The sequence below is a fragment of the Microbacterium sp. SORGH_AS_1204 genome (genome assembly GCF_030818935.1).
Lineage (GTDB): Bacteria > Actinomycetota > Actinomycetes > Actinomycetales > Microbacteriaceae > Microbacterium.
Window position 1 is genome coordinate 3648317 of record NZ_JAUTBD010000001.1, and the last position, 13802, is coordinate 3662118.

At 71.8% G+C, this 13802-nt stretch carries 12 protein-coding genes; 10 read left to right on the plus strand and 2 right to left on the minus strand.

The features are described 5' to 3' along the window. Window positions 1-5: 5 nt before the first annotated feature. The gene (locus QE410_RS16815) at window positions 6-1658 is read right to left on the minus strand and encodes a TIGR04028 family ABC transporter substrate-binding protein (RefSeq protein WP_307334128.1); all 1653 of its coding nucleotides are present in this window, start codon (window positions 1656-1658) and stop codon (window positions 6-8) included. A gap of 300 nt (window positions 1659-1958) precedes the next feature. Here QE410_RS16815 and QE410_RS16820 point away from each other — a divergent pair, with 300 nt between their 5' ends. From QE410_RS16820 to QE410_RS16860, 9 genes are all read left to right on the plus strand, one after another. Then, window positions 1959-2903, plus strand: coding sequence for an aldo/keto reductase (locus QE410_RS16820; RefSeq protein WP_307334131.1), 945 nt, complete (start codon window positions 1959-1961; stop codon window positions 2901-2903). Next, window positions 2900-4213 carry a M20 family metallopeptidase gene (locus tag QE410_RS16825; RefSeq protein WP_307334134.1) on the plus strand — a complete coding sequence of 438 codons (1314 nt, stop codon included), beginning with the start codon at window positions 2900-2902 and terminating at the stop codon, window positions 4211-4213. The genes QE410_RS16820 and QE410_RS16825 overlap by 4 nt, the downstream gene beginning before the upstream one ends. After that, window positions 4210-5223, plus strand: coding sequence for an ABC transporter permease (locus QE410_RS16830; protein WP_307334136.1), 1014 nt, complete (start codon window positions 4210-4212; stop codon window positions 5221-5223). Before QE410_RS16825 ends, QE410_RS16830 begins: the two co-directional genes overlap by 4 nt. Continuing rightward, the gene (locus QE410_RS16835) at window positions 5220-6074 is read left to right on the plus strand and encodes an ABC transporter permease (RefSeq protein ID WP_307334140.1); all 855 of its coding nucleotides are present in this window, start codon (window positions 5220-5222) and stop codon (window positions 6072-6074) included. The genes QE410_RS16830 and QE410_RS16835 overlap by 4 nt, the downstream gene beginning before the upstream one ends. Beyond that, window positions 6071-7801 carry an ABC transporter ATP-binding protein gene (locus QE410_RS16840; protein WP_307334143.1) on the plus strand — a complete coding sequence of 577 codons (1731 nt, stop codon included), beginning with the start codon at window positions 6071-6073 and terminating at the stop codon, window positions 7799-7801. Before QE410_RS16835 ends, QE410_RS16840 begins: the two co-directional genes overlap by 4 nt. A gap of 21 nt (window positions 7802-7822) precedes the next feature. Next, complete coding sequence (locus QE410_RS16845) at window positions 7823-9487, plus strand: ABC transporter substrate-binding protein (RefSeq protein ID WP_307334146.1); 1665 nt, start codon at window positions 7823-7825, stop codon at window positions 9485-9487. A gap of 68 nt (window positions 9488-9555) precedes the next feature. Further along, on the plus strand, window positions 9556-10689 hold the full coding sequence (locus QE410_RS16850) for an LLM class flavin-dependent oxidoreductase (protein ID WP_307334148.1): 1134 nt from the start codon (window positions 9556-9558) through the stop codon (window positions 10687-10689). Further along, window positions 10686-11804 carry an LLM class flavin-dependent oxidoreductase gene (locus QE410_RS16855; protein WP_307334150.1) on the plus strand — a complete coding sequence of 373 codons (1119 nt, stop codon included), beginning with the start codon at window positions 10686-10688 and terminating at the stop codon, window positions 11802-11804. The genes QE410_RS16850 and QE410_RS16855 overlap by 4 nt, the downstream gene beginning before the upstream one ends. Next, the gene (locus QE410_RS16860) at window positions 11801-12583 is read left to right on the plus strand and encodes a DUF1684 domain-containing protein (protein WP_307334152.1); all 783 of its coding nucleotides are present in this window, start codon (window positions 11801-11803) and stop codon (window positions 12581-12583) included. The genes QE410_RS16855 and QE410_RS16860 overlap by 4 nt, the downstream gene beginning before the upstream one ends. 26 nt (window positions 12584-12609) lie before the next feature. On the opposite strand, the gene QE410_RS16865 is transcribed toward QE410_RS16860, so the two are convergent. Beyond that, window positions 12610-12810: a hypothetical protein gene (locus QE410_RS16865; RefSeq protein WP_307334155.1), complete on the minus strand. Its 201-nt coding sequence runs from the start codon at window positions 12808-12810 to the stop codon at window positions 12610-12612. Window positions 12811-13000: 190 nt separating this feature from the next. Between QE410_RS16865 and pdxH the strand changes: the two genes are divergently transcribed. After that, window positions 13001-13642, plus strand: coding sequence for a pyridoxamine 5'-phosphate oxidase (gene pdxH, locus QE410_RS16870; RefSeq protein ID WP_307334159.1), 642 nt, complete (start codon window positions 13001-13003; stop codon window positions 13640-13642). The last annotated feature ends 160 nt before the right edge of the window (window positions 13643-13802 follow it).

The window sequence follows — 13802 nt, forward strand, 5'->3', positions numbered from 1 at the left end:
CGGACTCAGCCCGCGAGCCAGGTCGAGTAGAACGACGGGCGTCCGACCGACTCGGTGTCGAAACCCTGCACCTTCGCGGTGAGGCCGAACACCTGCGGCTCCTCGAAGATCGGCAGGATGTAGGCGTTCTCGGCCAGGTACTGCTGCGCGGCCTCGGATGCGGCCTGGCGCTCGGCGGTCGTGGGCTCCGAGGCGATGGCCGACAGCAGCGTGTCGAGCTGCGGGTCGCCGACCGACCCGTCGGCGGGGTTCAGGTTGAGCAGCGTGTTGCGGTTCTTCGAGAAGTACTGCGACTTCAGCACATCGAAGTCCGCGCGCCCGACCATCGAGTGATACACCTGGATCGTGCTCTGATCGGTGGACGCCTTCGTCTGCGCGGCCATGTCGCCCGCGAACAGCGACACCTGGATGCCGATCTTGCCCAGCTGCTCCTGGATCAGCGTCACGACCTCTTTCGAGCGGGGCTGCGGCAGGGCCTCGTTGAACGTGAGGGTGAGCTTCTCGCCGTCCTTCGCGCGGATGCCGTCGGCACCGAGCGTCCAGCCGGCCTCGTCGAGCAGGGCGGCGGCCTTCTCGGGGTCGTAGGTGTAGAACGACGACGTGTCGACGTAGCCCAGGGCGGTCTTCGCGAGCGCGCCGGTGGCCAGCGGATAGTTGGCGGTGAAGAGGGTGTCGACGATCTTCTGGCGGTCGATGCCCGCGATGATCGCCTGGCGCACGCGCACGTCTTCCAGTCGCGGCTCGCGGAAGCGGAAGCTCAGGCCGTTGTTCACACCGTTGGTGGCCGCCGCGTGCAGCGACAGCGAGCCGCCGGCGAACTGCGCCTCGTCGGGGGCGGGGATGTTGCGGGCGACGTCGGCCTGACCCGCGACGACCGTGCCGACGCGAACGCTGTTCTCGGCGGCGACGATGTAGTCGATGCCCTCGAGGTAGGCGGGGCCTTGGTGCGCCAGCGACGGGGGAGCCCAGTTGTAGTCCGCGCGCGCGGTGACGCTGGTCTGCGTGCTGATCTGCTCGTCGGAGATGACGAACGGGCCGCTGCCGATGATCTCTTTCGCGTTGCCGGGACCGAACTCCTCGCTCGTGCGGTCGAGGCTCGCGTCGGACAGCAGCCCCGAGTTGATGGTCGACACCGCCTGCGCGAAGCCGGGCGAGGGGGCGGTGAAACGGAAGACGACGGTGTCGTCGTCGACGACCTCGCCGCCGCCGTAGTTGTTGATGGCCTCGGAGACGGGCAGGGCGCGGTCTTTGTCGCCCTTGCCGTAGAGGTCGATGTTCTTGACGACGTTGGCGGCGGTGAGCGGCGTTCCGTCGGAGTAGGTGACGTCGGTGCGCAGGTCGAAGGTGTACTCGGTGGCGTCGGCGTTGACCGAGTAGTCGGTGGCGATCCACGGCTCGAGCTCGAGCGTCTCGGGGTTCTGGTACAGCAGTCGGTCGGTGATGTTGTTGACGATGCCGCCGTTGGGGTAGAAGCCCGCGGACGGCGGGTACAGCGTCGTCCAGGTCTGCGGTTCCAGATAGGTGAGGGTGCCGCCGCTGACGGGTTCGGTGCCGGCGTCGGGGCCCGTCGACGGCGCGGTCGCCGAGCACCCGGCGAGGAGGGCGACCACGGCGAGGGCCGAGACCGAGGGGACGGCTATACGGGTGAGTCGGGACATGTGAACTCCAGGAGGGCGCCGCGGTGCGGCGTGCGAGACAGGATGTCCCCACCCCACCACGACGACGGGTCGGTGCTCCAACCGACGGTCACGATTCGTCATGACGCGAGAGGAGGCCCTCGCGCGCACATTCCGGCCGGATCGGGAGGGTGTTCACGGAGCCGGCGCGCGCAAGTGCGCTGCGGAAGATGACGCTTCTTGACGGTGGGTTACGCACCTTGACCTCACGTGACGACGCGCCGTCGCCGCCCGTCGCCGTCCCCTAGCGTCTTGGCTCACCCGACCCCTCGAAGGATGCCCGTGAGCCTCGCCCCGCCCTCCGCCCTGCCCGATTCGTCCGTGGCCGACCGCCTCGTCATCGCCGGTCGCCGCGTGTCGCGCGTCGCCTTCGGCGGTGCGCGGCTCACCGCGGGCGACGGATGGGGTGTGCCGCGCGACCGGGAGGTGCCCCGTGGGATCCTCCGCGCCGCCCTGGAGGCGGGCATCGATCACATCGACACCGCCGACGCGCTCGGCCCGGCCGTGAGCGAACAGATCATCGGCGACGTGGTCGGCGACCGCGACGACGTCCTGGTGGCCACGAAGGTCGGGATGCTGCGCCCGGGACCGGGCGAATGGGGTGTGCTCGGCCGGCCCGACTACCTCCGCCAGCAGGTGCACGCGAGCCTGTCCCGGCTGCGCCGCGAACGGATCGACCTCGTCTACCTCCACCGCATCGACCCCGACTACCCTCTCGCCGACCAGCTCGGCGCCCTCCAGCAGCTGCGGACGCAGGGTCTCATCGGGCACATCGGTGTCAGCCAGCCCACCGCATCCCAGCTCGAAGAGGTGCTCCTTCTCGAGCCCGATCTCGCCGCCGTGCAGAGCCTGTACAACGTCGCCGCCCGGCACGACGCAGAACTGGCCCGCACGCTCGAGGTGCGCGGCATCCCGTTCCTGGCCTACTGGCCGCTGCTCGGACGGGGTATCGCCGCGGCCCGCCACCGAGCGCTCTTCGAGGGCCTGGCGTCGATCGGGGGTCCGCTCGGCCTCGACGGCGCGCAGGTCGCGCTCGCCTGGATCTTCTCGACCCTGCCGGGAGCCGGGGCCGTCGTGGGCAGCCGCTCGGCCGCACACCTGCGCGCGAATGCGCGCGCCGCCCGGCTGCGCCTCGACGTCGAGAACCTCGCTCGGGTGACCGCGCTCGTGGACGACGTGCTCGGTGACACCGTGTTCGACCCCCGCACCTCGAAGGACGACGAATGACCACGGCGAAGACCATCGACCCCCTCGACGTCTACACCGACTGGAGTCGCCGCCGTGCCCGTGCGGTCGCGGACGAGACGCCCCGACGCGACCACCGCGGCGCGGCGCCTGCCGTGCACGCCGCGATCGCGGAGCGCGTCGAGGCCCTGCGCCCCGAGCTCGTCGCCCTGGCGAGCGACCTGCACGCCCATCCCGAGGTGGGATTCGAGGAGGTGCGCAGCGCCTCCCGCATCGCCGACCTGCTCGACGCGCACGGCGCCGCCGTCGAGCGCTCCGCCTTCGGCCTTCCGACGGCGTTCCGCGCGACCCGCGGGTCGACCGGGCCGCACTTCGCGGTGGTCGCGGAGTACGACGCGCTCCCCGGCATCGGGCACGCGTGCGGCCACAACATCATCGCCGCGATCGCGGTCGGCGCCTTCCTGGCGGTTCCGGATGCCATCGGCGACGGGCGCGTGAGCATCATCGGCGCGCCCGCGGAGGAGAGCGGTGGCGGCAAGGAGCTCATCCTGCGCGCCGGGGGCTTCGACGACGTGGACGCCGCCGGCATGGTGCACCCCTCGACCGGTGACGACGTCAGCCCGATCCTCGGCGGAGGCACGAGCGGCGTGCGACGCCTCACCGCGACCTATCACGGCCGTGCCGGACACGCCGCGCTGAGTCCGTACCTCGGATTGAACGCTCTGGATGCCGTGGTGACGGCGTATCAGTCGATCGCCCTGCTGCGTCAGCACATCCTGCCCGTCGACCGCATCCACGGGATCATCACCGACGGAGGTGCGGCGGCCAACGTCGTGCCCGAACGCGCGGCGGCGGAGTTCCTCATCCGCTCCGACGACATCGACACCCTCGACGTGCTCGTGGAACGGGTGGTCGGCATCCTCGAAGCAGCCGCGCTGTCGACGGGAACCCGGCTCGAACTCGATCTCGACTTCGCGCCGCCCTACCTGCCGCTGCGACCCAACGTCGCGTTGACGACCCGATGGGCGGCCGCCCTGGAACGACGCGGGCGCGTCGTGCCCCCGCGATCGCGCGTCCCGCGTCAGGGCGGTCCATCGACCGACATGGGGAACGTGAGCTGGTTCGTCCCGTCGATCCACCCGTCGCTGGGTCTGGGGGGAGCCCCGGGGGTCCTGCCGCACAACGCGGCGTTCGCCGAGACCACCGTGCAGCCGGCGGCGTTCGACGCGCTCGTGGACGCCGCCATCGCCCTCGCCGGCGCGGCGGCCGATTACCTCGCCGACGAAGACCTGCGCGCGGACGTCGACCGGGAGTTCGCCGCGACGGGAGGCCGACGGCGGGTGGGATCGTGACCCTCGAGACCGCCACCGCGCACCTCGTCGACGACGAGATCGCCGAGGTCGCGGACGATCGCCGCGGCTCGCGCCGTCGCACGGGGGCCCGGGTCGTCCTGCGCACGCTCGTCGACATCGTCCTCGTCGTGTGGGCGGCCGCGACCCTGACGTTCCTCGCCGTGAAGCTGATCCCGGGTGACCCGCTCGACAAGCTCATGGCCGGCATCCAGGACGTCACCCCCGAGATGCGTGCCGCCGTCGCCGAGCAGTACGGACTCGACCGGCCCGTTCTCGTGCAGTACCTGTCGTACCTCGCGGGGGTGGCCCGCGGCGACCTGGGCGTGAGCTACCAGCGCGGCGTCCCCGTGACCGAGGCGCTGGGGGCGGAGCTCGGCGCGACCGCTGAGCTGACGGCGTGGACCATGGTCGTGGCGATCGTGGCATCCGTCGTCCTGGCGCTCGCCACCAGCGGGCGGCGGCCGTTCGCGCGGCTGCTCGCGCAGGGCTTCGAGCTCATCGCCGTGTCGACGCCGTCGTTCTGGGTGGGCATCGTGCTGATGACGGTGTTCTCGTTCGGGCTGCGGTGGGTGCCCGCCTTCGGCGGCGACGGCCCCGCCTCCCTCGTGCTCCCGGTGGTGACCCTCGCGATCCCGCTCGTCGGTGTGCTCACGCAGGTGCTCCGCGAGCGCATGGAGCACGCGTTGCACGAGCCCTTCGTGACGACCCTGCGCGCGCGCGGACTGAGTGAAGGCGCCGTGCGCTCGCGTCATGTGCTGCGTCACGCGAGCCTGCCCGCCCTCACCCTCAGCTCGGTCATCGTCGGGTCGCTGCTCAGCGGCACGGCCGTCATCGAGACGCTCTTCGCTCGCCCCGGGATCGGACGGCTCGCCGTCGATGCCCTGCAGGACCGCGACATTCCGCTCGTGATGGGCGTCGTCATCTTCGCGGCCTTCGTCTTCATCGTGCTGAACACGCTGGTCGACCTGCTCTACCCCCTTCTCGACCCCCGGCTCCGGAGGAACCGATGACGCTCAGCCTCACCGCCCGAACGGCGCCCGCCCGTCGCGAGCGGGTGCCCGCCGGCGTCGTGGTCGCCTTCGCCGTCATCGGCGTGCTGGTGGTGGCCGCGGTCGCCCCCGGGCTGCTCGCGACCGAGGATCCCCTGGCCAGCGACCCGGCCGACGCCTTCGCTCCACCGAGCCTCGAGCATTGGCTCGGCACCGACCAACTCGGACGCGACCTCTACTCCCGGCTCGTCTACGGCGCGTGGTACTCGCTCTCGCTCGGCGTCGGTGCCACCGTGATCGCCGTCGCCGGCGGCATCCTGCTGGGAGTGATCGCGGGCTACGCGCGCGGTGTCACCGACCGCGTGGTCTCGCGGGGGCTCGATGTGCTGCTCGCTTTCCCCGAGGTGCTCGTCGCCCTCGTCGCGATCGCCGTCCTCGGGCCCGGCCAGGCCAGCGTGATCTGGGCAGTGGGACTCGGGCGCATCCCCGGCTCGGCGCGTCTCGTGCGCTCGCAGGTCTTGCAGGTGCGCCAGTCGGGCTACGTGGGCAGCGCCCTGACGCTCGGGCTGTCGCCGCTGCGCCTGATCGCCCGCCACGTGGTGCCCAACAGCCTGGGCCCCGTTCTCGTGAACGCGGTGCTCGGGGTGGGCGTGTCGATCATCTTCGGCGCCGCCCTGAGCTTCTTGGGGCTGGGCGCCGTGCCCCCCACCCCGGAGTGGGGCCTCGTGCTCGCCGAGTCGCGGCAGTACCTGTCGATCGCCCCCGCGCTGTCGATCTGGCCCGGACTCTGCATCACCGTGACGGTCGTGGCGATCACCGTCGCCGGTCGCTGGGCGCAGCAGCGCTACGTCTCCCGACGGAGCTCGCTGTGAGCCGCCCGCTGGTGCGCGTCCGCGATCTGAGCGTGCATTTCGGCGACACCGCGGCGGTCGAGGGCGTGAGCTTCGACCTCGAGCCGGGACGATGCGTCGCGCTCGTGGGCGAGTCGGGCTCGGGCAAATCGGTCACCGGGCGCAGCCTGCTCGGCCTGGTCGGACCGGGATCGCGCGTGCAGGCCGACGAACTCAGCCTCGACGGTTCCGACCTGCGCTCCTTCTCCGAGCGCGAGTGGCGGCGCGTGCGCGGGGGAGAGGTGGCGCTCGTGCTGCAGGACGCCCTCGTCTCGCTCGATCCGCTCGTGCGGATCGGCTCCCAGGTGACCGACGCCGTCCGGGTCCATTCGGATGCCACGCGCAGCGCCCGCCGCGCGCGTGCGCTGAGTCTGCTCGCCGACGTCGGCGTCCCCGAACCGGAACTGCGGGCCGCGCAGTACCCGCACGAGCTGTCGGGCGGACTCCGCCAGCGCGCCCTGATCGCGAGCGCCCTGGCCGCCTCTCCGCGGGTGCTCATCGCGGACGAGCCGACGACCGCCCTGGACGTCACCGTGCAGCGGCAGGTGCTGCAGTTGCTCGGTCGCGTTCGCGAGGCCGGCACCGCGCTCCTGCTGATCAGCCACGACCTCGCGGTCGTCGCGCAACTGGCCGACGAGATCCTCGTACTCAAAGACGGCCGCGTCGTCGAGCGCGGCGCCCCGCGGGAGGTGCTCACGGCGCCGACGGATCCGTACACCCGCCGTCTCATCGCCGCCATCCCGTCGGGGCGCACGCGCGGCGAACGCCTCTCGGGTGCGGCATCCGTCTCCCTCGCGCGCGCTCCGCACTCCCGCGCGGCGGGGCGGACGGGCGTGCGCACCGAAGCCCCCAGCGTCGCGACCCCCGCCTTCACGGCCTCGCGCGCTGCGGCCCCCGCCGCCGTGGCAGCCGGCGCGCCGGGCGCCCGCCCGCCGGCCCCGGTGCTGACGGCGCACGGGCTCACCAAGACGTACCGCCGGCCCGACGGGGGGCGCCTCCGCGCCGTCGACGACGTGTCCTTCGCTCTCGGTCGGGGCTCCGCACTGGGTGTGGTGGGCGAATCGGGTTCGGGCAAGTCGACCGTCGCGGGGATCGTGCTCGGTCTCACCGACCCCGACGCCGGCACGGTCGAGCTCGACGGCACGCCCTGGGTTCCCGCCCCCGAGCGCCTGCGTCGGCCCCGCCGACACGGCATCCAGGTGATCTCCCAAGACCCGCTCGGCTCGTTCGATCCCCGTCATACCGTCGAGGCGATCGTCTCCGAGGCGCTCGCGCAAGCGGGGGTGCATCGTCGAGAGCGTCGGGAGCGGGCCGCGAGCCTCCTGGAGCAGGTCGGGCTCGATGCGACCCTGCTGTCGCGGCATCCGCTCACCCTCTCCGGCGGACAGCGTCAGCGCGTCGCGATCGTGCGGGCGCTCGCCGTGGAGCCCGACGTGCTGGTGTGCGACGAGCCCGTCTCGGCGCTCGACGTCTCGGTACAGGCGCAGGTGCTCGACCTGCTGGCCGACCTGCGTGCGGAGCTCGGCATCAGCCTGCTGTTCATCTCGCACGACCTGGGGGTGGTGCGCCACGTCGCCGACGACGTGGTGGTCATGCGCGGCGGCCGGATCGTCGAAGCCGGCCCCGTTGACACGGTCTTCGACGACCCCCGGCATCCGTACACCCGGGAACTCATCCACGCGATCCCGACTCTGCTCACCCGACCCTGACACAGCCCGAGAAAGAACCTCATGTCCCGTAGATCCCGCCTCATCGCCCCGGCGCTCGCCCTGGCCGCGGCAGTGCTGCTCTCCTCCTGCGCCGGCGGCGGCGCCTCCTCCGCGCCGAGTGCCGACGTCCCCGCAGAACCGGTGTCGGGAGGCACCCTCACCTACCTCGCCAACACCGAACCGCCCGTGTGGGACGGCCAGCGCATCCCGAGCCTGACCGTCAACTCCCTCAACAGCTCGATCTTCGACACGCTCATCGCGCAGGATGCCGACGGCACCTACAAGCCGGGCCTGGCCACGTCGTGGGAGATCAGCGACGACGGCCTGACCTACACCTTCGACCTGCGCGCGGGCGTCACCTTCCACGACGGCAGCCCCTTCGACGCGGCGGTGCTGAAGCAGAACATCGACCGCCCGCTCAACGAACCCGACCTCGCCACCGTGTCCACCGGCATCGCCGCGACCGAGGTGGTCGATGCGGACACCCTCGAGGTCACGCTGTCGCGTCCGAACGCGGCATTCATCCACGCGCTCTCCACCCCGCACTGGCCGATCTACTCCGGCGTCGTGCTCACGGAGCACACGCCCGCCGAGCTCAGCAGCAACCCTCTGCTGTCGATCGGCACCGGCCCCTTCAAGGTCGCCGAGTACGCCAAGGGCAGCAAGCTCGTGCTCGCGCGCAACGACGCCTACGCCTGGGCTCCCGAGACCTGGGGACACACCGGCGCCGCCTACCTCGACGAGGTCGTCGTCCAGTTCGTGTCGGAGCCGCAGGCGCGCATCGGCGCCCTCACCTCCGATCAGGCGGACGCGGTCGACCAGGTGCCGCCGCTGAACATCGCCGAGGTCGAAGCCGCCGGCGACACCGTGCTGCAGCAGGACAACACCGGCACGCCGTACTACCTCGCGCTCAACCCGAACATCGCCCCGTTCGACGACCGCGACGTACGCCTGGCCTTCCGCTCCGCGATCGATGTGGAGGGGCTGCTCCAGGGCGTGTACGGCGGCGTGTACCAGAAGGCGTGGTCGACCACGCTTCCGGGTACCCCTCCGGAAGGAGCCTTCGACGAGTCGCTCGTCGACTCGTGGGGATACGACCTCGACGAAGCCGTGTCGCTGCTCGAGAAGGCGGGGTACACCGACGTGGATGCCGAGGGCTATCGCGTCAAGGACGGCACGCGTCTCACCGTGCAGTGGGCCGTCGACAGCCTGTACGTGCAGACCGACCAGCGCCAGCAGCTCGGCGAGGCCATCGCCTCGTCGCTGAAGAAGGCAGGCTTCGACGTCGTGCGCACGCCGTACGACACCGCATCGTTCACGACCGAGTTGACCAAGGGCCGGCACAATCTCGCCGACGCCTCCCGCGGCTTCGCCGACGTGGGGACGAGTGTCGTGCCGTTCACCACCCGGGCCATCCCGTCGTCCGGCGGTGGATCGGGCATCAACTACGGCCTCGTCAGCGACCCGGCCATCGACGCGGCCTACGGGGTGATCTCGTCGAGCCTCGACCCGCAGAAACGCATCGATGCCGCGCACGAGGTGCAGCACCGCATCCTCGACGAGGGCTACGCCGTGCCGCTCTACATCCCCCAGAAAATGGTCGGCACGACACCCGCCGTGCAGGGGTGGAAGTTCGACAAGGTCGGCTACACCGACTCCTTCTACGACGTCTGGCTCGCGCCCTAAGCCTCTCTGCCGGGGCGGCGTCTCGACGTCGTCCCGGCTCCCCTCGATCCCTACACGGAAAACGAACCATGCCTCGTATCGATCTCTTCTCCTACGGCGACGTCTCGCCGGAACAGTCGCCCGCCGCCTTCTACCGTGAGCTCGAAGAGCAGGTCGTGCTGGGCGACCAGCTCGGCTACCACGGCGTCTGGGTCACCGAGCATCACTTCCGCATGCGCGGCGAGGTGCCCGATCCCCTCACCCTGTTCGCGCGGTTGAGCGGAGTCACCTCCCGCATCCGACTCGGCACGTCGATCGTGTGCGCACCGTTCTATCACCCCATCCGACTCGCCGAGCAGGCGCTGCTCGTCGACACGTTGTCGGGCGGACGTCTCGACCTGGGCGTGGGCACGGGCATCGCGAACGAGGAGTTCGCGACCGTCTGGGGGTTCGAACGGGCCGACGCACCCGGACGGGCCCGCGAGATCGTCGAGATCCTGCGTCAGGCGATCGATGACGGCGTCGTCGACTTCGAGGGGGAGTTCTACTCCTTCCGCGACGTCGAGATCTCCCCGCCCGCGGGGCGACCGGCGCGGGATCTGCTGTGGACGGCGGCCGGGCGCAATGCCGTGTCGCTGGCCCGCGAGCACGGCCTGCGCCTGATGATCCCGCGGCCGCTGCCCCTGGCCGAACGCCTGCGGATCAACGCCGAGTACCGCGACGCGGTGCCGGGCGGGGAGGTCATTCACCTCCGGTCTGGGCTCGTCGCCCCCACCCGACAGCAGGCTCGCGAGCGGGCGGTGGAGTTCCTCCGCGAATATGCCGCGATCTACCTCCGCACAGACTGGCGTGGCGGTCCCGACAGCGCCAGCTTCGACGACATCGCCGAGAAGCTCAGCTTCGCGGTGGGCACGGCCTCCGAGGTCGCCGACCGCATCTGGGAGTGGACCGCGCAGTTCGGGGGCACCGAGCAGACGGCGATCCAGTTCCAGGGTCCGCACGTCGCGCACGCGCACGTGCTCGAGTCCATCGAACTCTTCGCCGAACAGCTCCCGCAGCTGCAGGCCGACGCCGCGCGCACCTCCGTGCCGTGGGTCGACCGTGGCATCCCCGCTCGTGCCCTCCCCTCCGAGCTCGCACCGTACACCGACCGTCTCGCCGAACCCGACGTGAGCGTCGAGCGGGTCGGCATCCGTTCCGAAACCGCAGGAGTCCTCTCATGACCGCTCGTCCGCTGCCCAGCACCCTCGATGCGCGCGCCGACAGCCCGCTCGGCGAGCGCCTCCGGGTCGGATTCATCACACACCTCGACCAGCACGACGACCTCTCGCGCATCTACCGCGACAACGTCCGCCTGGTGCAGGGGCTGGAGGCACTCGGTTACGACAGCGCCTGGATCGCCACCCGGCACTTCTTCTCGGGTTGGGCCGCGCTGCCCTCGCCCTACGCGTTCCTGGGGGCCGCGGCGGTGAGCACCTCGCACATCGCGCTGGGCACGGCGGTGCTGCCGGTGGTCCTGGATGACGCGGTGCGGGTCGCCGAAGACCTCGCCGTCATCGACCACCTCTCGCAGGGGCGTCTGCTCGCGGGGCTCGGCAAGGGCGTGCCGAGCGACTCGTTCCACGTGTTCGAGGCCTACAGCCCCGACCGCGACGGAACCTTCGAGGCCAAGCTCGACACCCTCAGCTGGGGCCTGCACGGCAGTGCCGTCGAGGGGGGCTCGGCATCGATCTGGCCGCCGGCGCCCGCACTCGAGGGGCGGCAGTTCGCGGGGAGCTCGAACATCGAGAGCATCCGCGCCGCCGCCCGCCGCGGTATCGGACTGATCCTCGAGCGCTTCGGCAACGGGCCCGAGCGGACGCCCGAAGCCCGCGCGGGCTTCCAGAAGCGCCAGGCCGATTCGGTCGTCGAGTACCGGCGTGTGTTCGCCGAGACCTGGGGCGACAGCCGAACCCCCTACGTCATCACCTCGCGGTCCGCGTTCCCCGGCCCCACGACCGACGCCGCGCTCGCCGAAGCCGCTGAGACCGCCTCCCGCTGGAACAGCTTCGCCGCGCAGATCGGGCGCGTGGATGCCTCGCGCTCGGTGGCCGAGCAGTTCCTCTCGGACAACTTCGCCTGGGGCGACCCGCAGGCCCTCGCCGACGACCTGCTGGCCGATCCCACCGTGGCGCTGACCGACGAGCTGGTGCTCGGCATCCATCCCGTCACCGCGTCGATCGACGACACCCTCGAGAAGGCCCGCATCCTCCTCGAAGACGTGGTGCCACTGGTCGAGGAGGGGTGGCGGGCGGCGCGTGCCGTTGAGCGCGCGCCCGCGCAGGCGGTCAGCTCGTGAGCACGGACTTCGCCGAGCGGTGGGAGCGCTGGCACGCGGCGCGCGAACGGACGGTGCTCGCGCCGCACGGCGTGGCGTCGCTCGCGATCACGGCGTGGCTCACGCCCGACGCCCGGGTCATCGACGGAGCCGCGGGGCGGTGGTGGGCCGACGAGGACCGCGCCGTCGGGTCGGGTCTCTCGACGGCGGGATACCGCGACGCCGACGGCAGCCCGATCGGCGACGAGGTCACGTTGCGCGCGGGCGAGATCCTCACCGACGGTGAGCGGGAGCTGCGCGCCTACGCCCGTGACGGCGCTCCGGCGCTCCGGGTGTTCGACCCGCGGGCCGCGAGCCGCCTCCGAGTCGCCGGCATCGACGCGTGGGAACCGCGCGAGGAGTGGTCGGTGACCGCGCGCTTCGAGCCCGTCGACACCCCGCGCGAGGTCGAGTCGGTCGACGGGCACCGATCGTTCGCTGCGACGACGGGCCTTCTGCACCTGGTGACGCCCGACGGTCGGGAGCGGACGCTGGATGCCACGGTGGGCACGGATGCGCTCTCGGTCGTGTTCGCCGACGCCACCAGCGGGCGGGAGTCGTATCGCTTCCGCTTCCTGCGCGTCGACCTGCCGGATGCCGAGGGCCGGACGCGCGTCGACTTCACGCGCGCGTTCCTGCCGCCGTGCGCCTTCAGCGACCACTACGTGTGCCCGTTGCCCTCCGCCCGCAACCGACTGGATCTCGCGGTCGAGGCGGGAGAGAGGGTGCCGCGTCTCCAGGAGGCCGTGGACGCGCTCTGACGCGCAGGGTTCGGCCCCGGGTGCCCTTACGGCTTCCAGAACCCGAGCGTGCAGAGCAGCCGGGTCTCGGCGTCGGCGTCGGCGGGCGCGAGCGCGTGACGAGCGGAGGGCGAGGGCGTGACGAGCGGAGGGCGAGGGAGGAACGGAGGGCGGATGCCGCCCCAGCGTCCTCCCGCGGTCACATCCCCTCCGCCCGTCACGTCTCCGTCCTCCGCGTCGCCGGCCACCCGCCAAGGGTGCGCCCCCGCGTCGTGCGCGGCCTGCTGCGGTTCGCGCTCAGCTGAGCGCCCCTGCCTCGTGCGCGGCCTGCCGCGTCTAGCGACCCCGCGGTCCGCGACCCCGCAGTCCGCGACCCCCCGCCCGTCGCCACGGAGCGGCCGTACGATGGGCCTCCCGCCACAGCCCCGGAGGATCGCGATGACCGAGAACCCCCTCGCCCACCGACTCGACTACACGCTCGACGAGCTCGACGACGGCGCGCTCGCGGCATCCCCCACCGCCCTTCTCCAGCGGTGGCTGCAGGATGCCGCCGACCTCCCCGAGCCGAACGCGATGGTCGTCTCGACGGTGGATGCCACGGGCGCACCGACCTCGCGCACGGTGCTGCTGCGCGGGATCGACGACGACGGTGCGCTGTGGTTCTTCACCAACCGCGAGTCGCGGAAGGGGCGGGCCCTGGCCGCGAATCCCGCGGTGTCGATCCTGTTCCCCTGGTACGCGCTGCAGCGCCAGGTCATCGTGCTCGGGACCGCGACGCCTCTGCCCGCCGAGCGTGACGACGCCTACTTCGCCTCCCGCCCGCGCGGTTCGCAGCTGTCGGCGTGGGCGAGCCATCAGTCGGAGCCGGTGGCATCCCGCGCTCTTCTCGAGGAGCAGATGGCGGAGGTCTCGCGGCGTTTCGGTGACGACGAGGCTGTGCCGCGTCCGCCGCACTGGGGTGGGTACCGTGTGGAGCCGCGCGAGATCGAGTTCTGGCAGGGGCGTCCGTCGCGGCTGCACGACCGGATCGTGTTCACGCGCGACGGCGACGGGTGGGCGGCGGTGCGGCGGCAGCCGTGACGATTCGCTTCGCGCGGAGCGGCGAGCTGCCGATGCGCCGTCCGCCTGACGCGGAGCGGAGGGGAATCCGGTAGCGGAGGACGGGCGCCGCGCGGAACGTCCTCCCCTCGCCGGATCACCTGCGGTCGCAACGGCCCGCGCGCAAGGGGAACCTGCGCCG

Bases quoted from the DNA above. Each gene is read 5' to 3' on its own strand.
- QE410_RS16855 (WP_307334150.1), top strand. From the start codon at position 10,686: ATGACCGCTCGTCCGCTGCCCAGCACCCTCGATGCGCGCGCCGACAGC.
- QE410_RS16850 (WP_307334148.1), top strand. From the start codon at position 9,556: ATGCCTCGTATCGATCTCTTCTCCTACGGCGACGTCTCGCCGGAACAG.
- QE410_RS16815 (WP_307334128.1), bottom strand. From the start codon at position 1,658: ATGTCCCGACTCACCCGTATAGCCGTCCCCTCGGTCTCGGCCCTCGCC.
- QE410_RS16825 (WP_307334134.1), top strand. From the start codon at position 2,900: ATGACCACGGCGAAGACCATCGACCCCCTCGACGTCTACACCGACTGG.
- QE410_RS16835 (WP_307334140.1), top strand. From the start codon at position 5,220: ATGACGCTCAGCCTCACCGCCCGAACGGCGCCCGCCCGTCGCGAGCGG.
- QE410_RS16845 (WP_307334146.1), top strand. From the start codon at position 7,823: ATGTCCCGTAGATCCCGCCTCATCGCCCCGGCGCTCGCCCTGGCCGCG.
- pdxH (WP_307334159.1), top strand. From the start codon at position 13,001: ATGACCGAGAACCCCCTCGCCCACCGACTCGACTACACGCTCGACGAG.